This window comes from Cryobacterium sp., assembly GCF_026786305.1.
Taxonomy (GTDB): Bacteria; Actinomycetota; Actinomycetes; order Actinomycetales; family Microbacteriaceae; genus Cryobacterium.
Window position 1 is genome coordinate 31849 of record NZ_JAJAYI010000032.1, and the last position, 19436, is coordinate 51284.

At 65.8% G+C, this 19436-nt stretch carries 18 protein-coding genes; all 18 read right to left on the minus strand.

Features of this window, described 5'->3' with window-relative positions:
* Nucleotides 1–115: 115 nt before the first annotated feature.
* Complete coding sequence (locus LH475_RS03385) at nt 116–1231, minus strand: lipocalin-like domain-containing protein (RefSeq protein ID WP_297412871.1); 1116 nt, start codon at nt 1229–1231, stop codon at nt 116–118.
* 463 nt (nt 1232–1694) lie between these two features.
* Nucleotides 1695–3077 carry a hypothetical protein gene (locus tag LH475_RS03390; RefSeq protein ID WP_196845279.1) on the minus strand — a complete coding sequence of 461 codons (1383 nt, stop codon included), beginning with the start codon at nt 3075–3077 and terminating at the stop codon, nt 1695–1697.
* Nucleotides 3078–3286: 209 nt separating this feature from the next.
* The gene (der, locus tag LH475_RS03395; protein ID WP_297412872.1) at nt 3287–4798 is read right to left on the minus strand and encodes a ribosome biogenesis GTPase Der; all 1512 of its coding nucleotides are present in this window, start codon (nt 4796–4798) and stop codon (nt 3287–3289) included.
* Entirely contained in the window at nt 4791–5483 is a 693-nt protein-coding gene (gene cmk / locus LH475_RS03400) for a (d)CMP kinase (RefSeq protein ID WP_196845277.1), read from the minus strand. The genes der and cmk overlap by 8 nt, the downstream gene beginning before the upstream one ends.
* A 4-nt stretch (nt 5484–5487) precedes the next feature.
* Nucleotides 5488–6570: a prephenate dehydrogenase gene (locus LH475_RS03405; protein WP_196845276.1), complete on the minus strand. Its 1083-nt coding sequence runs from the start codon at nt 6568–6570 to the stop codon at nt 5488–5490.
* 44 nt (nt 6571–6614) lie between these two features.
* The gene (locus LH475_RS03410) at nt 6615–7364 is read right to left on the minus strand and encodes a pseudouridine synthase (protein ID WP_297412878.1); all 750 of its coding nucleotides are present in this window, start codon (nt 7362–7364) and stop codon (nt 6615–6617) included.
* A gap of 71 nt (nt 7365–7435) precedes the next feature.
* Entirely contained in the window at nt 7436–8077 is a 642-nt protein-coding gene (locus LH475_RS03415; RefSeq protein ID WP_196845274.1) for an SMC-Scp complex subunit ScpB, read from the minus strand.
* A complete protein-coding gene (locus tag LH475_RS03420; RefSeq protein ID WP_297412873.1) occupies nt 8067–8876 on the minus strand; it encodes a ScpA family protein in 810 nt (269 codons plus the stop codon). The genes LH475_RS03415 and LH475_RS03420 overlap by 11 nt, the downstream gene beginning before the upstream one ends.
* The gene (locus LH475_RS03425; RefSeq protein WP_297412874.1) at nt 8860–9747 is read right to left on the minus strand and encodes a ParA family protein; all 888 of its coding nucleotides are present in this window, start codon (nt 9745–9747) and stop codon (nt 8860–8862) included. Before LH475_RS03425 ends, LH475_RS03420 begins: the two co-directional genes overlap by 17 nt.
* Before the next feature lie 158 nt (nt 9748–9905).
* Nucleotides 9906–10886 (minus strand): site-specific tyrosine recombinase XerD, encoded by a 981-nt coding sequence (locus LH475_RS03430; protein WP_196845271.1) that lies wholly within the window; start codon nt 10884–10886, stop codon nt 9906–9908.
* Between the two features lie 17 nt (nt 10887–10903).
* Entirely contained in the window at nt 10904–11539 is a 636-nt protein-coding gene (locus LH475_RS03435; protein WP_196845270.1) for an NUDIX hydrolase, read from the minus strand.
* Nucleotides 11532–13244 carry a CTP synthase gene (locus tag LH475_RS03440; protein ID WP_297412875.1) on the minus strand — a complete coding sequence of 571 codons (1713 nt, stop codon included), beginning with the start codon at nt 13242–13244 and terminating at the stop codon, nt 11532–11534. The genes LH475_RS03435 and LH475_RS03440 overlap by 8 nt, the downstream gene beginning before the upstream one ends.
* 31 nt (nt 13245–13275) lie before the next feature.
* Entirely contained in the window at nt 13276–14997 is a 1722-nt protein-coding gene (gene recN / locus LH475_RS03445; RefSeq protein WP_196845268.1) for a DNA repair protein RecN, read from the minus strand.
* A gap of 52 nt (nt 14998–15049) precedes the next feature.
* The gene (locus tag LH475_RS03450) at nt 15050–15970 is read right to left on the minus strand and encodes an NAD kinase (protein ID WP_196845267.1); all 921 of its coding nucleotides are present in this window, start codon (nt 15968–15970) and stop codon (nt 15050–15052) included.
* A gap of 4 nt (nt 15971–15974) precedes the next feature.
* The gene (locus LH475_RS03455; RefSeq protein ID WP_196845321.1) at nt 15975–16775 is read right to left on the minus strand and encodes a TlyA family RNA methyltransferase; all 801 of its coding nucleotides are present in this window, start codon (nt 16773–16775) and stop codon (nt 15975–15977) included.
* Nucleotides 16776–16927: 152 nt separating this feature from the next.
* The gene (locus LH475_RS03460; RefSeq protein WP_297412876.1) at nt 16928–17098 is read right to left on the minus strand and encodes a hypothetical protein; all 171 of its coding nucleotides are present in this window, start codon (nt 17096–17098) and stop codon (nt 16928–16930) included.
* 28 nt (nt 17099–17126) lie between these two features.
* Nucleotides 17127–18155, minus strand: coding sequence for an HAD-IIA family hydrolase (locus LH475_RS03465; RefSeq protein WP_196845265.1), 1029 nt, complete (start codon nt 18153–18155; stop codon nt 17127–17129).
* Nucleotides 18133–19436, minus strand: a 1304-nt coding sequence (locus tag LH475_RS03470; RefSeq protein ID WP_297412877.1) for a hypothetical protein, incomplete at its 5' end; no start/stop codon positions are given. The genes LH475_RS03465 and LH475_RS03470, both read right to left, overlap by 23 nt.

Below are 19436 nucleotides of genomic sequence, written 5' to 3' on the forward strand. Positions count from 1 at the left end.
ATACTCCGGGTATTTTCGGCGCAGGACCGCAGCCGGCGTGATCGGGTATGGGAACGGCGAGCCGAGCATGCTGGTTTCGAGTAATGGGCTGTGGCTTCGCGGCGACGGCCACGAATCATGACTCGAGAGCGCGCGTCCTACCCAGGTACATCAGTTCCCAGAGGGCCTTGGTTTCGGTGTGTTCCTCGACCAGCACGTCGTCGAGGTAGCGGCGCAAGACGAGGGTTCCGGCGAAGCGCAGGTAGGCGGCGTCGAACCTCATCAGGCGCGCGAGCACCTTCGCGGCCGGCGGAACGACGTCGATGAACCGGGTGCGCAGCAGCGTCTGCTCCCGCTCGAAGGTGATGGTGAAGCGGTCCGGGCCGGCGCGGTAGTCGTAGGTGAGGGCATCCGCTACCGGTTTGCCGGTGGAAACGTCGATGCCGATGCGATCCGTGCTGACGGCCACCTTGGTGCCGTCGTCGGCAACCACAACGCCGTCACGGGCGAGGTGCAGGATCGTCAGCGGCTCATACCCGTAGGCCTTTTCGGCGGTGATGTGAGCGGCGATCAGACTGTACGGCCCGACCTGCGCGCGGCCCCAGTACCAGTTGTGCATGAGTTCGCGCATGGGAGCATCGCCCCAGTTGTGGTCGTGATAGCCGATGCCCGTGGCTCTTTCGACCTGCCCGTCGACCGAATATTCCGCTTCGACACGCCCGTTCGGCACCGCCACAAACCAGGCGAACGTTTTCTCGACCCCGTTGCGGGCAAACATTTCGTACCCGGTCGCGGGCCGCCAGGCCGGTACCGTGCCGGCGAGCGTCACGGTCACCGTGACGTTTTCAATGGATGCCGCCACCCGGTAGGTCTGCAGGTCACCGCTGAAACGGTTCTCACCGATGCGCACGTCGCAGCCCTCGGCGGAAGCGCTGAACTGCGTGGCGTCGGCTGCGAACGTTTTCTCGAACGACCTCCCGTCGGGCAGGTCGAGGTTGATGGTCACGAACGGAGCCAGCCGGGTGTTGGGCGTTGCCGGGTTCTTCGTGTAGAAACCGACGACGAGCTTGGCACCGTTATCGAGATTTGCGTCGAAATACCACCACTCATACGACCCACGACGGTTCGGGTCGGTGCGCAGGCCGTCTTCGAACACCTCCGCCCGAAGCGGGTTGAGGCCGAGCCGCGCGAAGTCAGCCGAATCAGAGGCCAGGCGCACGCCGGTCGCGGGGCGGACACTCGTCGTGATCATGACTCTCCTTTTACCGATGACCTAGGTATACACCGCCACTATCCGAGGCACCAGATCCTGCGGTTCAGCCTGTATGGATTGCGACGGCGCTGCCATCAGTGAAATAGGTGCAAACATGGTCAATCGTAATCGAAATCGAAATCGTAATCGTGGTCGTGGTCGACGCGATGACGCCGCGGTTGGCCAGGCGGGTGTCGGTACCTCACGTGTTGTCCGTGATGACGACGCCAGCAATGAGTAATGGCACACCCGAACACATGCTTTCTCACGTCACCTACCCGAATAAGGGTGAAAAATACGCTGGCCCTGGGCATAAAAATGCGGTCGGACCTGATGAACAGGGCCGACCGCATTCGGTTAGCGAATTTCGCTTTTACGCATCACGCAGGTGGAAGCGGGTTCAACATCGGGCGTCCTCAGCGAACACGAGAAGCACGACGTTGTCCACGGTCAGGGCGAAGGACTAACCCTGCTTGACGCTGACGAGGGCTCCATCGGGATCGTAGTGGTTGTTTGCAAAGTCAATCTTCGTTGTGGTCGGAGCAATCACAGCGCAGTCCGCCAGACGAGAATCATGGCCGAAGGTATTGTCGGTGATCGTCGCCCCTGCGATCGGGCCGTAGGACTTTTCAGCGATGTTCACGGTGCAGGCTCCACCATTGGCGAAGTTGCCGGTGAATGTGAAGTCAGAGACCTTTCCACGGTCCTGGGTGATCTGTACAGCGGCACTGTGCGAATCGGTGAGCCGACTACCGGTCACGGACACGTTGTTTCCGGCCTGGATCTGAATGCCATCGTCGTGGCTGGGTGATCCGCCCTGGTTCGGGTCATTGCTGTAATGCATGTGGTCGTGGATCCAGGAGTCCTGAATACGCACGTCGCTGCCGGTGATGTGGATGCCATCGATCACGTTGTTGATGTTCAGGCGAGTGGCGGTGAAGTTGTAGCCGTAGATGCCATTGGCATCGGGCGACGCGGTGGTCGGGGACAGCTCGGTGTCGGTGACGACAAGGTTGCTGAATCCACCCAGGTTGTTGATGAGCGCTCCGGGGCCGTTCATGGTTCCACCGCGAATGATGGAATTCTTGATCGTGACGTCGGGGGCGCTGATCTTGACCAGGCCATGGATGTCGAGGCCGTCGAGCACGGTACCGGCCTCGGTGACGTTGATGTCGCCCTCGTGCACGGTGAGCGCTGTTCCGGCCGGGACACCAGTGTTGGAGTCACCGGGCACACCACTCGTTTCCGGAGCGGGCGCGGGTGCCGGAGCAGGCGCCGGAGCGGGCGCCGGAGCAGGCGCGGGCGCCGGAGCAGGCGCGGGTGCCGGAGCGGGCGCGGGTGCCGGACTCGTTGCGGAACGCTCAAAACCCGTAACCGCGAGGTTTAGGGTGACGTCAGCGCCGCTACTGGAGGCGGTGACCTTACCGTCCGTGTTCGAGTTCACGGGAACCGTGATGGTTTTCGTAGCGCTGGTGCCCGATGGTGCGGTGAAGGAATACGCTGATGCGTTCTCCGGGCCGACGGCAATTTTGACCTTGCTGCGGCTCTTGACCCCAGAGGTGGAAAACTTTATATCAACGGATTTCAGTTCTGACGGCAGCGTGTCCAGTTGAGTGGACACGCTTCCCCCGGCCGGAATATCGATGGAGGCGCTGGTCTTGTCGAAAGCCGTGGTGTCGGCACTGGCCGGAGCTGCGGCGAGGCCGGAGAGGGCGATGACGGATACCGCGAGTGCCGAAAGAATAGCTAGTCGTGGACCCGCGTGCGGGGTGCCATCGGCGACAGTCTGCGGGGTACGAGTTGAATTTTGGTTGTTCGTTGGTGTTGGGGTGTGTCTAAAAGCCATAAGTTAGTTACGTATATTCCCTGTTATGCACAAGTTCGGAGCGTGCAGGTGATCGGCTGTAGGGAGCCACAGTGTACCCAAGAAGCATTACTCACTAATGGTGGGCACACAAATCGAGTCGACACTTTTGCGCAGTACCCGGCGGGCGCGCTGTTTCAAAAAAGCGGCCGGACCTGCGTTAACAGGGCCGACCGCTTCGAGTCTGGGATTTAGCGCTTACGCTTCTCCCGCACGCGCATGCTGAGGTTGATCGGGCTTCCCTCGAAGCCGTAGATCTCACGCAGGCGGCGTTGGATGTAACGACGGTAGCCCGGGTCGAGGAAGCCGGTGGTGAACACCACGAACGTCGGTGGGCGGCTTGAGGCCTGGGTGCCGAACAGAATGCGCGGCTGCTTGCCACTGCGCACGGGGTGCGGGTGGGCCGCGGCGAGCTCGGCCAGGAAGGCGTTGAACTTGCCGGTGGCGATGCGGGTGTCCCACGACTCGAGCGCGAGTTCGAGGGCCGGAACCAGCTTCTCCATGTGGCGACCGGTTTTGGCCGAGATGTTCACGCGCGGGGCCCAGGCCACGTGGGCGAGGTCCTGCTCGATCTCACGTTCCAGGTAGCGGCGACGGTCGTCGTCGATCTGGTCCCACTTGTTGAACGCGAGCACGAGCGCACGGCCCGATTCGATCACGAGGTCGATAACACGGATGTCCTGCTCACTGATGACCTCGGTCACGTCGAGCAGCACAACGGCGACCTCGGCCTTTTCGAGGGCAGCGCTGGTGCGCAGCGAAGCGTAGAAGTCGGCACCCTGGGACAGGTGCACTCTGCGGCGAATACCGGCGGTGTCGACGAAACGCCACACCTTGCCGCCGAGTTCAACCTGCTCGTCAACCGGGTCGCGGGTCGTGCCGGCGAGCTCATTGACAACAACGCGCTCCTCCCCCACGACTTTATTGAGCAGGCTGGACTTGCCGACGTTCGGGCGGCCGAGGATGGCTACGCGGCGCGGGCCGCCGACCTCCTGCTTGGCAACATTGGAGATTTCGGGCAGTACGAGCAGAATCGCGTCGAGCAGGTCGGCAACACCACGACCGTGCAGGGCGGAGACCGGCCATGGCTGACCGAGGCCGAGCGACCACAGGCTGGCCGCTTCGGGCTCCTGGCGCACGTCGTCAACCTTATTGGCGATCAGGAAGACGGGCTTGCCGCTCTTGCGCAGCATGCGCACGACGGCCTCGTCGGTTGAGGTTGGGCCCACGTTGGAGTCAACGACGAACATGACGAGGTCGGACAGGTCGATGGCGATCTCGGCCTGGGCGGCGACGGACGCGTCGATGCCCTTGGCGTCGGGCTCCCAGCCGCCGGTGTCGACCAGGCTGAACTTGCGCTCGTGCCATTCCCCCTTGTAGGCCACGCGGTCCCGCGTGACACCGGGGGTGTCCTCCACGACGGCCTCGCGGCGGCCGAGGATACGGTTGACCAGCGCCGACTTACCCACGTTGGGACGACCGACGATCGCTATAACCGGAACGGCCGGCAGGTACTGGATGGCGTCGGGGTCGTTCGTGACGGCCTGAAGCACGTCGAGGTCTTCCTCGTCCAGGTCGTAATTGTCGAGGTCCGTGCGCAGGGCGGCGGAACGCCGGGTGGCAAGTTCCTCATCGAGGTTGGCGAGTCGTTCCGCCAGCTCGGTGTCGAGCGCTGTGCTCGTGTCGTCGTATTCGTTACTCATTCAAAGCCCGCTTCGTGCGTGTGTGTATGACGTCGATGACCGCTTCAACGGTCTGCTCGAAGTCGAGATGGGTGGAGTCGACGGTTATCACACCGTCTGCAGCGCTCATGAAATCGACAACCTGTGAGTCAGCGCGATCACGCGATCGCAGCTGTTCTGCCACGGTTTCAGCCGATTGGGTCGTTATTTCCGCAGAGCGTCTGGCCATTCTAGCCTCCTCCGATGCCGTGAGTAGAATGCGCACCTCGGCCTCGGGGGCGACGATGGTGGTAATGTCGCGCCCTTCGACCACGACGCCCGGTCGATCCACGTTCGCGGCGAGGCTGCGAAACAGCTCGGTGAGTGCGCCCCGCACCGCGGGAACACGAGCCACAGCGCTGACCGCAGCGCTGACCTCCGGCGAGCGGATGGCGTCGGTCACGTCGGTCTCTCCCACAGTGACGAAGTATTCGTCTGGATCGGTACCGATCGAATAGTCGAAGTCTTTCAGGAGCGCGGTGACGGCATCCGCTTCGGTCGTATCGGTGCTGCGGTCAAGCACCAACCAGGCCAGCGCACGGTAGGCGGCGCCGGTGTCAAGGTAGGCGAAGCCGAGGCGGCGTGCGGCCGCACGGCTCACGCTCGACTTGCCGCTGCCGGCCGGCCCATCGATGGCGACAAGGGTGGGGAGAGAGTGACGTGCCATGCGGCTAACCAGCAATCCGCCAGCCGCGGGCGGCCAGCTCTTCGGTGAGGCGCGTGACGGCCTCGGGCAGTACAGAGATTTCGGCGAGGCCGATCTGGGCGCCCGGCGAGTGTTCCAAGCGTAAGTCCTCGAGGTTAACGCCGAGCGCGCCGATGTCATTGAGTAGCGCCGCGATTTGGCCTGGCTCGTCGTTGACCATGACGACCATCGAGGCGAACCGGCGGTCCTGCCCGTGTTTGCCGGGCAGGCGGGCCACCCCGGCGTTGCCGCCGGCGAGTTCTTCGGCGACCTTACGCTGCGCTCCGGGCGCAGCCGGGTCTTCGAGGGCGTCGATGAACCGGTCGAGGTCGTCGCGGAAGGCCAGCAGCACATCGCGCACCGGGCCCGCATTGGCACCAAGAATCTGCACCCACAGGTCGGGGTCGCTGGCCGCGACGCGCGTCACGTCGCGCAGGCCCTGACCGGCGAGGTTGAGCGAGGAATGCGCGGCCCCGGTGAGGCGGAGGGCCATCAGGGTGGAGATTACCTGCGGCACGTGCGAGACGAGCGCGACGCCGAGATCATGTTCCTCGGGGGTCATCTCGACCAGGATGGCGCCGAGGTCGAGAATGAGATCATCGATCGCACCGGCCTGCTGATAGCTGATTGCGTCGTGCGCGGCCACCACCCACGGGCGGCCGATAAACAGGTCGGCGCGGCCGGACAGCGGGCCGCCCTTCTCCCGACCGGCGAGCGGGTGCGACCCAATGTAGCGGCTGATATCGGCTCCACGCTCCCGCAGTTCGGCGAGCGGGGCGAGCTTGACGCTCGCTACATCCGTCACGATCGCGCCCGGGTAGGTCTCGAGTTCTCTGGCAACGATCTCGGCGGTGACGTCGGGCGGCACGCACACCACGATGAGCTGCGGCAGGTCGCCGGGCCGGGCGGCGCGGCCGGCGCCATAGTCGATGGCGATGCGCAGGTTGGTCGGTGAGGCGTCAGCGAGGATCGTCTCGATCTGGCGATGGCGCAGGCCGAGGCCCACGCTGGTTCCGAGTAGGCCGACGCCGACGATACGCACCGGGCCGACGAGGCGGCTTTCAGCCATGGTTCAGTCCCTGGTCTCAGTCATTGATCGGTGTCGCTGGTACGTTAGTTGGCGTCGGGCCGCGCACTCGGCGCCTGGCGGGACACGGTGAGCAGCTGGCCCAGTTCTTCGCGGGTCAGTTCACGCACGGCGCCCTGCTGCAGGGTGCCGAGGTTCAACGGTCCGAACTGGCGACGCACGAGGTCGACCACGGGATGACCGACGGCGTCGAGCATCCGTCGTACGATGCGGTTGCGACCGGAATGCAGGGTGAGCTCGACCATGCTGGAGCCGCCGCCGGGAGGGCTCGTGAGGACGCGCGCCTTGTCGGCGTGGATGGGGCCATCGTCGAGTTCGATGCCGCTCTGCAGCTGGCCAATGGTCTGCGGCGAGACTCGGCCCTCGACCTTGGCGATATAGGTCTTCGAGACGCCGAAGGAGGGGTGGGCGAGCACGTGCGCGAGGTCACCGTCGTTGGTGAGGATGAGCAGGCCGCTGGTCTGGGCGTCGAGGCGGCCCACGTTGAACAGGCGTTCATCGAACTGGTCCGTGAATTCGCGCAGGTCGGGGCGTCCGCTTTCGTCCTGCATCGAGGAGACGACGCCGACCGGCTTGTTGAGCATGAGGTAGCGGCGGGTGGTGTCGAGCTGCACGGCCACGTTGTCGACGGCGACCTGGTCGGTTTCGGGGTGCACACGGCGGCCGAGCTCGGTGACGACTTTGCCGTTCACGCGCACGCGCCCGGAGGTGATGAGGTCTTCGGAGACACGACGGCTGGCGACGCCGGCCGAGGCGAGCACCTTCTGCAGGCGCACGCCGTCGGCCGCGGCCTCGGGATTGAAGTTGGGGTCGCGAGCGGCGTCCGGGGGAAAATTGTCGTAATTGGTCACAGTAGATCCTCGAATCCATCGGTGCCGCCGTCGAGCAACGGCGAGAGGTGGGGTAACTCGTCGAGCGAGTTGATTCCGAGCTGGGTGAGCAGCAAGTCTGTGGTGGCGTAGTTGATCGCGCCGGTGTCACTGTCGGTGAACGCCTCGGTCACGAGGCCGCGACCGAGCAGGGTACGCACGACGGAGTCGACGTTGACGGCGCGAATGCTCGCGACCTGGCCGCGACTGATCGGCTGTTTGTAGGCGATCACGGCAAGGGTTTCGAGGGCCGCCTGGCTGAGCCGGCTGGGATTCTGCGTGAGCACAAAGTCGGTCACGAGCTCGTCGTGCGTGGCGCGCACGTAGATGCGCCAGCCGCCGGCCACCTCGCGCAACTCAAAACCGCGGCGAATGGTTCGGGAACCGTCGGGCGCGGCAATGCCGTTGAAATCCGCCACGAGCCGGGCAACGGATGCCGACACCTCTGTGATCGGCCGCCCCACGGCGGTTGCGAGGTGCACGAGGCCCTGCGGTTCGTCGGCGACCATGAGCACGGCTTCGAGCTGCCGGTCGAGGGTGTGGGCCGGTGTTTCACCGGCTGCGGCATCCGTTTTCGGGGTGCGTGGCCGCGTGTCGGTGGCCTGGTCCTTAATTGTCATAGTCGGCCCCCAGTGACGCCAGGTTTTGATCGGACCACGAGTCGGTGCTCCAGCGTAGGGTGAGCTCGCCGAGGGGCTCGATTTGGTCGAAGGAGACGGCACCGTGGCGGTACAGCTCGAGCACGGCAAGAAAGCGGGCGATGATGACGCCCTTCTGGTTGGCACCGGCGATCAGCTGGCGAAACGAGACCGGCTCCCCCGGCTCGAGCATGGCGACAACGTAGGCGGCCTGTTCGCGAATGCTGACGAGCGGCGCGTGCAGGTGGTCGAGGCCCACAACGGGCAGCTTGCGGGGTGCGAGGGCGACGGCGGCCACGGCGGCGAAGTCGGCGAGTGAGAGCGTCCAGACCAGCTCAGGGGTCTTCTGACGGTACTTCTCTTCGAGGCGCACCGAGCGCACGTGGCGGCGGGTCTCGGTGTCGAGCTGACTGTTGAACCAGGTCGAGGCTTCTTTGAAGGCGCGGTACTGGAGCAGACGGGCGAACAGCAGGTCGCGGGCTTCGAGCAGGGCCACGTCTTCGGCGTCGACGAGCTCGCCCTGCGGGAGCAGTCCGGCCACCTTGAGGTCGAGGAGCGTCGCAGCGACGACGAGAAACTCGGTGGCCTGGTCGAGCTCTTCGGCGGCGTCGAGGCCGCGCAGGTAGGAGATGAACTCGTCGGTGACCTGGCTGAGCGAAATCTCGGTGATGTCGAGTTCGTGCCGGGTGATCAGTTTCAACAGCAGGTCGAACGGGCCCTCGAAGTTGCCGAGGGCGACCGAAAACGCGGGCTTCTCGGCCGCGCTAGGCGACTGCGCCACGGTGGATCAGTTCGCGGGCCACCTGTAGGTAGGCCTTGGCGGCCGCGTGCTCGGGCGCGAAGTCGGTGATCGGCACCCCGGCCACGCTCGCGTCGGGAAATTTCACGGTGCGACCGATGACGGTTTCGAGAACACTGTGTCCGAACGCGTCGACGACGCGCTCGAGCACCTCGCGGGAGTGCAGGGTGCGGGAGTCGTACATGGTGGCGAGAATGCCGTCGAGTTCGATGGCCGGGTTGAGGCGGTCGCGCACCTTGTCGATGGTTTCGATGAGCAGGGCAACGCCGCGCAGGGCGAAGAATTCGCACTCAAGCGGAATCAGTACGCCGTGACTGGCGGTGAGCGCGTTCACGGTGAGAATGCCGAGCGAGGGCTGGCAGTCGATCAGGATGACGTCATAGTCGCCCGAGACCTTGCGCAGCACGCGCGCCAGAATCTGCTCGCGGGCAACCTCGTTGACCAGGTGCACCTCGGCGGCGGAGAGGTCGATGTTGGCCGGAATGACGTCGAGTCCCTCGACCAGGGTCGGCTGAATCGCGTCTTTCGGGTCGACCTTGCCGTTGAGCAGCAGGTCGTAGATGGTGGTGACGTCGTGCGTGGGCACCCCGAGGCCGGCCGACAGGGCGCCCTGCGGATCGAAATCGATTGCGAGCACCCGGCGGCCGTAGCTGGCCAGGGCAGCACCGAGGTTGATGGTCGTTGTGGTCTTGCCGACGCCACCCTTCTGGTTGCAGAGGGAGATGATGCGGGCGGGGCCGTGGCTTTTGAGCGGCTCCGGTTCGGCGAACTCGTGTTTTTCGCGTCCGGTCGGACCGACCGGTATGTCGTCGAAACCGGGAAGCGAAATTCGCTCGCTCAACTTACGCGTCACTGGCCCGCCCTTGATTTGTCCTGCACCCATCACTTGGTCGATTGTAGCGAGTGGAACGGCCGGTCGCCGAAAGGATCGCCGCGCTCCCCCTCGCGAGAGCGGAAAAATTGTTGCTTCACGGCTGCTGACGCAACCATGTACCCGCTCGCGCGGACCTATCAGCGGGCTCGGGGGTGGGACAGTGTGTACATGTCGCGCAGGGTGTCTGCGGTGACCAGGGTATAGATCTGGGTGGTGGCGACCGAGGAATGGCCGAGGAGCTCCTGCACCACCCGCACGTCGGCGCCCCCGGAAAGCAGGTGCGTCGCAAACGAGTGCCGCAGGGTGTGCGGCGACACGGGCACTGTGAGTCCGGCGCGTTCGGCCGCGGCGCGAATGATCAGCCAGGCGTTCTGCCGGCTGACCCGTTGGCCGCGCAGGCCGAGGAACAGGGCCGGCGTGGATCGTCCGCGCACCGACAAGATCGGCCGGGCCCGCACGAGATAGTCCGAGACGGCGGCGCGCGCAAAGCTGCCGACCGGCACGATGCGCTGTTTATCACCCTTGCCGGTGAGGCGCACCGAGTCGAACATCTCCACGAGCACGTCGTCGACGTTGAGATTGACCACCTCGCTCACCCGCGCTCCGGTCGCGTACAGCAGTTCGAGTAGGGCTTTGTCGCGCAGGCGCTGCACATCGTCGCCGTCGGTCGCCGCAAGCAGGGCGGTAACCTGATCGATCGAGATCGCCTTGGGCAGGCGCAGGGCAAGCTTGGGAGGTTTGGTGTCGTGCGCGGCATCCGCTTCGACCAGGCCCTCATCGAGTAGAAAGCGGTGGAATCCGCGCACGGTGGAAAGTATTCGGGCGACCGACGCCGCTGTCAGCGGCGACTCCGGGCGCTGGCGGAGATGCTGAACGAACGCTGAGATGTGCTGCCGGGTGACGGCCCGCAGGTCGGCGATCGGTCGCGGCGGGGCGGCGGCACTCGTGGCGGCCGTGGCGGCGGTCGGGTCGGCGGTCGGGTCGGCGGTCGGGTCGGCCGCCAGCCACGCCGTGTACAGCCCGAGGTCGCGACGGTAGGCGGCGACGGTGTTCGCGGCGAGGCCGCGTTCGACCGCCACGTGCCGCAGATAGGAATCCACCGCCGTAGCGATCGCCATCTTCAGACCAGGCGCTCTCAGGCCGTGATGTTTCGATTAAGCGAATGCCGCGGCCACGGCAGGTCCGCCGGCGCGAGTGTGCTCCACCCGCGTGAACGGGCCACCTGGGCGGACAGAACGCCGACGATCAGAATCGGGTTCGCGATTCTTCGCGCCATGACGGCGTCGACGCACTCGTCGAGCGGTACCCAGCGCAACTCGATATCGGCTTCCTCGTCGGTGCGGTCGAACGCAGCAACCGCAGAGACGCTCCGGGCGAGGTACACCCTAATAGCCTCATTGCTGCCACCGGGCGAGGTATAGAACTCGGTGAGCAGCGCCCACTCGGAGGCGACAACATCCGCTTCTTCGGCCAGCTCGCGCTGGGCACCGACAACGGCATTCTCACCGGTCACGTCGAGCAGGCCGGCCGGTAATTCCCAGCCACGCAGGCCGGTCGGGTGCCGGTACTGCTTGATCAACAGCACCCGGTCGTGTTCATCGAGTGCGAGCACAGCGACCGCGCCGGGGTGGTCGAGGTACTCGCGGGTGATGTTCGTGCCGTTATACGCGAACGAGTCGCGGCGCACGTCCCAGATGGCGCCGTCGTAAACGACGTCGCTCGCGGTCAACTCGACCGCCAGTACGTCATCCTGCAGGAGGCCATCAGGCACTGAGTTCTTCTTTCACCTCGAACAACCGGCTGGCCTGCTGGCGGTCGAGCGCTGCTTTGATCAGACCGCGAAACAGCGGATGAGCGTGGTTCGGTCGTGACCGCAACTCCGGGTGGGCCTGCGTGCCGACGTAGAACGGGTGCTCGTCGCGCTTGAGTTCGACGTACTCGACCAGGTGACGGTCGGGCGAGGTTCCGGAGAACCAGAGGCCGGCGAGGGCGATCTGGTCGCGGAACGCGTTGTTGACCTCGTAGCGGTGGCGGTGACGCTCGGAAGCCTCGTTGGCGCCGTACAGTTCAGCGACAAGGGAACCTTCGGCGAGGCTGGCCGGGTAGAGGCCGAGGCGCATGGTACCGCCGAGGTCGCCGCCGGCAATGATCTCGACCTGCTCTTCCATGGTCGCGATGACCGGAAATTCGGTCTCCGGATCGAACTCGCTCGAGGAGGCACCGGGCAGGTTGGCCTTGTTGCGGGCGTATTCGATGACCATGCACTGCAGGCCGAGGCACAGGCCCAGCACGGGAATTCCGTTTTCGCGAGCGAATTTGAGGGCGCCGAGCTTGCCCTCGATGCCTCGGATTCCGAAGCCGCCGGGCACGCAGATGCCGTCGAGCTCGCCGAGCAGGCGGGCTGCTCCCTCGTCGGTTTCGCAATCGTCGGAGCCGATCCACACTATTTTGACCTTGGCCTGATTGGCGAATCCGCCGGCTCGCAGCGCCTCGGTGACCGAGAGGTAGGCATCCGGCAGGTCAATATACTTGCCGACCAGGCCAATCGTGACCGCGTGCTTGGGGTGACGGACAGCTTCGAGGAGGTTCTCCCAGCCGGTCCAGTCGACGACGTCGGCCTCGAGGCCGAGGGCGTTGACGATGTACTTGTCGAGGCCCTGGTCGTGCAGCATGGTGGGGATCTCGTAGATCGATGCGACATCGACAGCGTTGACGACGGCGTCTTCGTCAACGTCGCACATGAGCGCGATCTTGCGCTTGTTGGACTCGGAGACGGGCCGGTCGCTGCGCAGCACGAGGGCGTCGGGCTGAATTCCGATGGAACGCAGGGTGGCGACGGAGTGCTGGGTGGGCTTGGTCTTCTGCTCGCCGGCCGCGCCGAGGAACGGAACAAGCGAGACGTGCACGAAGAAGACGTTGCCGCGGCCAAGTTCGTGGCGCACCTGGCGGGCCGCCTCGAGGAACGGCTGCGACTCGATATCACCGACGGTGCCGCCGACCTCGGTGATGATCACGTCGGGGCGCATCTCCGCGATCGCCTGCAAGCGCATGCGGCGCTTGATCTCGTCGGTGATATGCGGAATGACCTGCACGGTGTCGCCGAGGTACTCGCCGCGGCGTTCCTTGGCGATGACCTGCGAGTAGATCTGCCCGGTTGTCACGTTGGCCGATTGGCCGAGGTTGATGTCGAGAAAACGTTCGTAGTGCCCGATGTCGAGGTCGGTCTCTGCACCGTCGTCGGTCACGAAGACCTCTCCGTGTTGGAACGGATTCATCGTTCCCGGGTCGACGTTGAGATACGGGTCAAGCTTCTGCATGACGACTCGCAGGCCGCGTGCAGTGAGTAGGTTTCCCAGGCTGGCCGCCGTCAATCCCTTACCGAGCGAGGAGACCACTCCCCCGGTCACGAAGATGTGCTTCGTCGTGCCGTTGGGGTTGTTCTGGCCGTCTGACCTGTCCGCAATTATATTTTCCACCACGGGCTTCAATGCTATCACTTGGATTTTGTCACTTACTGTTCGGTGGAAGTTCGGTCGGAGAGGACTGCGCAAGGTCGAGCAGTTCCCGGGCATGTTCGAGGCCGCTCTTCGAGTCGGGCAAACCCGAGAGCAGGCGGGCCATTTCGGCGGCACGGTCGTCACCGCGCAGCTGGCGCACGCTCGACGCGGTGACGGAACCGTCGCTGTCTTTGACAACGCTGAGGTGGTTGCCGGCGAAGGCGGCGACCTGGGCGAGGTGGGTGACCACGATCACCTGGGCGGTCTCGGCGAGTCGGGCGAGTCGGCGGCCGATTTCAATCGCGGCGGCGCCGCCGACGCCGGCGTCGATCTCGTCGAAGACGAAGGTCGGCACCGGGTCGGTCGCGTTGATGACGACCTCGATGGCGAGCATCACCCGGGACAGTTCTCCACCGGATGCCCCGCGCGCCAACGCTCTCGGTTCGGCGCCCGCGTGCGGTTGCAACAGCAGGCGTACGAGGTCGCTGCCGGTGACGGTGAACTCCGGGCCGAGTTCGACCGCCACGTGGAGCACGGCATCCGGCATCGCCAGCGCGCCGAGCTCGGCGGTCACCCGGGCACCGAGCTGCACGGCCGCCGCTGCGCGTAACGCGGTGAGGGCGGCGGCTCGCGTGGTGACCAATTTGTGGTCGGCATCCGCTTCGGCCGTGAGCGTTTCGATGCGGTCCGAGTCGGAGTCGAGTTCGAGCAGCCGCGTGCGGCCGGTATCGAGAAACTCGATGGCTTCCCCGAGGCCGCCCGGATATTTGCGGGCGAGGATGCTCAGTTCGGAGCGGCGTTCCTGCACGATTTCGAGTTCGCGGGCGCCGTCGGCGTCGAGGCCGGCCAGGTAGCTGGAGAGTTCGGCGGCGATGTCGGCGACGACGAAACCGACATTGGCAATGGCGGCGACGAGGGGTGGCAGGGCCACATCGTGGACGGCGACCCGGTCAAGGGCGCGCCGGGCGGTCTCGAGCAGGGCGACGACGTCGGGCAGATCGTCGGGATTGTCTTCGGCGGAGATGAGCTGGCGGGCCTGTTCGCCGGCCAGACGCAGTTCTTCAAGGTTACCGAGGCGCTCGGCGCGTTCGCCCAACTCGGCGTCCTCGCCGCGTTGCGGGGCGACCGTTTCAATCTCGGCAATCGCGGCGCGCAGGTCGTCGGCCTCGCGGGCGCGCAGGTCTTGTTCGGTCTGGAGCCGGTCAAGATCGGCCTGGTTGGCCTGCCAGCGGTGGAAGGCGTGCTGGTAGTCGCCGAGCACGGCGGCGAGGTCGGAGCCGGCAAAGCGATCGAGGGCGTCGCGCTGGGCGGCGGCGGAGCGCAGGCGCACCTGGTCGCTTTGACCGTGCACGACGACGAGGTCGTTGCGCAGGTCGCCGAGCACGCTCGCGGGCGCGCCGCGGCCACCGACCATCGCGCGACTGCGCCCTTCGCTTGAGACGGAGCGTCCGAGAATGAGTTCGGGGCCGTCGAGGTCTCCCCCGGCATCACGCACCCGGTCCGCGACAGCGCTGGCGGGGTCAATGACCCAGCGACCCTGTACGAAACTCTGCTTCTGGCCCTGACGTACGGTGCCGGCATCCGCTCGATCGCCGAGCAGCAGTCCGAGAGCGGTGACCACCATGGTCTTACCGGCGCCGGTTTCGCCGGTGACGGCGGTGAATCCGGGGCCGAGCGGTAGCGTCGCCTCGGCAATGACGCCGAGGTCGCGAATGAATAGTTCGTCGATCACTCGCGGCCTCGATCCCTGGGGACCGGCCGCGCCGACCATCCGATGCGCGCGATCACTCGCGGCCGACCGGGCCGCGCCAGCCGGTGACGGGCAGGTTGAATTTATTGACCAGGCGGTCGGTGAAGGGGCCGATATGCAGGCGGGCCAGGCGCACCGGCACACTGGAGCGTCGCACGATCACGCGGGCTCCGGTCGGTAGATCGTGGGTGCGGCGTCCGTCGGCGCACAGCACGGCGCGGGCGCCGGTACGCGAAAGAACCTCGACGGCGAGCGACGATTCCGGGCCGACCACCAGCGGCCGGGCGAACAGGGCGTGGGCGCTGAGGGGAACCAGCAGCAGCGCTTCAACGCCGGGCCAGACAATCGGGCCGCCGGCCGAGAACGAATAGGCGGTCGAGCCGGTCGGGGTGGACAACACGACGCCGTCGCAGCCGAACGAGGACAGCGGGCGACCGTCCACCTCGACGACGACCTCAATCATGCGTTCACGGCTGGCCTTTTCGACGGTGACCTCGTTGAGAGCCCAGGTTTCGTAGACGACCTCGTCGGCCACCTTGACCCGGACCGATAGGGCGAGGCGTTCTTCGACCTCGTAGTCCCCCTTGAGGGCGCGGTGCACGGCCTCACCGAGGTCGTCGCGCTCACTCTCGGCGAGAAATCCGACGTGGCCGAGGTTGATGCCGAGCAGTGGGGCCGAGCAACCGCGCACGAGTTCCGCCGAACGCAAAATGGTGCCGTCACCGCCAAGCACGATGACCAGTTCCAGCTCAGCGGTCAACACGCTCTCGCCGAGAATCGCGATGTGCCCGTTGAGCTCGGGCGAGGAGGCGAGGAGATCGGCCCGTTCGTCCACGGCGAGCACCGGCACAGCGCCGCTGGCGATGAGCTGCTTGCAGACCGTCGCGGCGGCCTCAAGCGAGTCGGCGCGACCGGTGTGGGCCACGATGAGAAAGTACCGCGGGGTGTAGCTCAACTCGTCACGCTCCCACCAGTGCTTCGATCCGGTCCATCCATTCTGTCGGATTTGTGCCGGCCGTGGCGCTCATCCAGCACAGATACTCGTGATTTCCGGCCGCCCCGATGATGGGTGAGGCGATGACGCCGCAGACTTTCAGGCCGAGGTCCCAGCCGGCCCAGAGCACGCCAGCCACGGAGTCGGAGCGCAGTCCCCTGTCGTGCACGATGCCCTCACGAATGCCGCCACGGCCCACCTCGAACTGCGGTTTGATCAGCAACACGAAATCGGCGCCCGGCGCAGCCGTGGCCACGAGGGCTGGCAGCACAGTGGTGAGCGAGATGAACGACAAGTCGGCCACGACAAGGTCGGGTCGGGTGTCGATTCCAGATGCCCCGGCGAGGGTTTCCGGGGTCGCATAGCGGATGTTGTAGCCCTCGACCAGCTTCAACCGCGGCTCGGTCTCCAGTTGCGCGGCGAGCTGGCGATGTCCGACATCGGCGGCGATGACCTGGGCGGCACCGCGTTCGAGCAGTACCTGGCTGAAACCGCCCGTGCTCGCGCCGGCGTCGAGCGCCGTGCGGCCGGTGACGGTGAGGTTGAATGCGTCGAGGGCGGCGTTGAGCTTGTGGGCCCCCCGGCTGACGTAGTGGTCGGTCGCAGCCACATCAAGAACGGCGTCCGCTGAGACTTTGGTGCTGGCCTTCACGACCGGTACGCCGTCCACCGTGACGAGGCCGTCGGCAATGAGTTTGGCAGCGACCGTTCGGGAGCGAACCAGCCCACGATCGGCCAGGGCGGCGTCGAGGCGGCAGGCGGGCATCCGTTCTGGGAGGACATCAAACGGGTCAGCGTCGTTCAGGACAGCGTCGTTCAGGACAGCGTCGTTCAGGTCAGCGTCGTTCAGGTGCTCAGGCATGGGTGCGTCTGTTTCATGGTCGTGTGGGTTTTTCGGCGCGGGGGCCTCAGCGCCATTCATGCCTGGCCCGCCTGGTCGGTATCAGCTTCAACGTTGACATCAGCGTCTTCGAGCTGTGCGCGCAACCGCTCCTGCAGCTGTCCGAAGGCCTTGGCGCGCTGGTCGAGCGGCTGGCTCTCGATGTCGGCCAGTTGCGCGGCGAGATCAACCGGTACGGGATCGGGCATGACGGGCTCGGGGTTCACACTGTCTAGGCTACTGCGCGAGATAGAGTCGCTCCGGAACGTTGAGTCCGTAAATCGCCCGTCCCGATCGGTAGATCGCTGCGCAGGCGGCGCGCAGCAGGTTGATACCGCCGTCGCCGTCCTTGACGATTTGCACGTCGTTACCGTTGATGCGCACGCTCGCGCCGTTCACCGTGGCGGTCGAGCCGTCCTTGGAGAACACGGTTTCCGGGTAGGGCTCGTGCAACTGCTGGAGGTTCTCAATAATGAATGCCGGCCTCGACTCTTTGTCGGCGGCGAGGGCCTGCTTGGCCCGGTCGATGCCGGTGAGCACGAGCACAGCGGGGATTCCGGCCCGATTGGCACCCAGGATGTCGGTGTCGAGTCGGTCACCGATGAAGAGCGCATTTTGCGCGCTGAAACGGCGCGTGGCCTCCAAAAAGATGGCTGCTTCGGGTTTGCCGGCCACGAGCGGCAGTCGGCCAACGGCGGTATGAACGGCGGAGACGAGCGTCCCGTTGCCGGGTGCGATGCCGCGCGCGACCGGGATGGTCCAGTCCGTGTTGGTTGCGATCCACGGAATTCCCATGCCCACACCGTCGGCGTTCAACGCGAACGCCGCCTCGGCCAGGTGCACCCAGCCGACCTCCGGCGCGAAGCCCTGAATCACCGCGGCCGGCTTGTCGTCGGCCGAGCGGGTCACCACGAATCCGGCCTTGACGACCTCGTCAACGAGCCCGGCGCCACCAACAACGAGGATGCTCGCGCCGGGAGCCACCTGTTCCGCCAGCAGCCGCACGGCCGCTTGGGGGGAGGTGACAACATCCGCTGCCTCCACCGTCAGCCCGAGCTGAGTGAGGTGGTCGGCGACCGACTGATCGGTGCGCGAGGCGTTGTTGGTGATGTAGCCCACGCGAATGGTCTCGGCGGCACGGTTCAGGCTCTCGACTGCAAGGGGAATCGCCGCCTGGCCCGCATACACCACACCGTCAAGATCGGCCAGCAGAACGTCAACGCCGGCCAGCGGCGTCGCCGACTCAGGCTTTCGGCGATGCAGCATCCGGCTCCGTCTCGGTGTCGATGGATACGGTGTCGATGGATACGGTGTCGTCATCTCCGGCGTCAGCGGCGAAGTAGGCGAGGGCGTCGTCGTCGTCGTCTTCCATCTCTTCGATTTCGATGGTTTCGTCATCGTCGCCGGAGGCACCGATGGCGGCGTCGGCGCGGGAGGCCCGCTCGAGCCACTCGTCGGCTTCGCCCTCACGTCCGAGTTCGGTGAGCACCTCCGCGTACGCGGCAAACAGCTCGGGGCTGTAGGAGAAGGCCGTGTTGGGGTTGAGCTGCGGAATTTCGAGCTCGACGAGCGCAGCATGCGTTTCACCGAGGTCCAGGCGTGCCCCCGACATGGCGATGGCCAGGCCCACCTGCACGGCGGGGGGCAGCGTGCTGCGGTCGACCGAACGGCCGAGCTCGAGGGCACGGTCGGGGCGGCCGACGCCACGTTCGCTGTCGACCATGAGGGGCAGCTGGTCGTTCGAGCCGGAAATACGACGGTAGGTGCGCAGTTCGCGCAGGGCCAGGGCGAAGTCACCGGTGGCGTACGCGGTGATCGCGAGGCTTTCGCGCACCACACCGATGCGGCCGGCCCGGCGGGCGGCGCTCATCACGTGCTGGTGGGCGAGCTGCGGGTTTTCGTCGATGACGCGGGCGGCCATGGCCAGGTGGCGTCCGACGGTTTCGGCGTTCTCCTTTGTCAGGGTTTTGAGTTCGTTGCGTGCAATGCGGTCAAGGTCGTTGGCCGAAATGTCGTCGGGAAGTTCCGGGTCGTCGTGACGCGGACGCACCGAACGCAGCTCGCGCTGCATGCGCTGCTCTTCGGTCATCTCCTCTTCGACGACGCGCGCATCGCGGTCGTTACGAGCCGGGGCACCGTCGCGCGTCCACAGTTTCTTACCGGCATCGACCCGCGGCGCACCGGCACGGTTAGGCGAGCCGCCGCGCTGGGTCCACGGCTTGCTGTCGTTGTCGGAGCGCGGCCGGTCGCTGCTGGGCCGGTCGCTGCTGGGCCGGTTGCTGCGCTCGGGGCGTGCCCCATCCTTGTCCCAGGGTTTGCGGTCCCCGCCCTGCCCGGGATGGTCCGAGTTGCCGCGGTACGGAGCACGATCGTTGCCGCCGGACGGACGGTCCGAGTTACCCCGGTACGCCGGACGCTCGCCCTGAGCGGGACGGTCAGAGTTACCCCGGTACGGAGCACGATCGTTGCCGCCGGACGGACGGTCCGAGTTACCCCGGTACGCCGGACGCTCGCCCTGAGCGGGACGGTCAGAGTTACCCCGGTACG

What these genes read in the sequence shown, in the direction of transcription:
- LH475_RS03390 (WP_196845279.1), bottom strand. Translation starts at nt 3,077, where the DNA reads ATGGCTTTTAGACACACCCCAACACCAACGAACAACCAAAATTCAACT.
- cmk (WP_196845277.1), bottom strand. Translation starts at nt 5,483, where the DNA reads ATGGCACGTCACTCTCTCCCCACCCTTGTCGCCATCGATGGGCCGGCC.
- der (WP_297412872.1), bottom strand. Translation starts at nt 4,798, where the DNA reads ATGAGTAACGAATACGACGACACGAGCACAGCGCTCGACACCGAGCTG.
- LH475_RS03455 (WP_196845321.1), bottom strand. Translation starts at nt 16,775, where the DNA reads ATGCCCGCCTGCCGCCTCGACGCCGCCCTGGCCGATCGTGGGCTGGTT.
- LH475_RS03415 (WP_196845274.1), bottom strand. Translation starts at nt 8,077, where the DNA reads ATGACAATTAAGGACCAGGCCACCGACACGCGGCCACGCACCCCGAAA.
- LH475_RS03430 (WP_196845271.1), bottom strand. Translation starts at nt 10,886, where the DNA reads ATGGCGATCGCTACGGCGGTGGATTCCTATCTGCGGCACGTGGCGGTC.
- LH475_RS03405 (WP_196845276.1), bottom strand. Translation starts at nt 6,570, where the DNA reads ATGGCTGAAAGCCGCCTCGTCGGCCCGGTGCGTATCGTCGGCGTCGGC.
- LH475_RS03465 (WP_196845265.1), bottom strand. Translation starts at nt 18,155, where the DNA reads ATGCTGCATCGCCGAAAGCCTGAGTCGGCGACGCCGCTGGCCGGCGTT.
- LH475_RS03385 (WP_297412871.1), bottom strand. Translation starts at nt 1,231, where the DNA reads ATGATCACGACGAGTGTCCGCCCCGCGACCGGCGTGCGCCTGGCCTCT.
- LH475_RS03460 (WP_297412876.1), bottom strand. Translation starts at nt 17,098, where the DNA reads ATGCCCGATCCCGTACCGGTTGATCTCGCCGCGCAACTGGCCGACATC.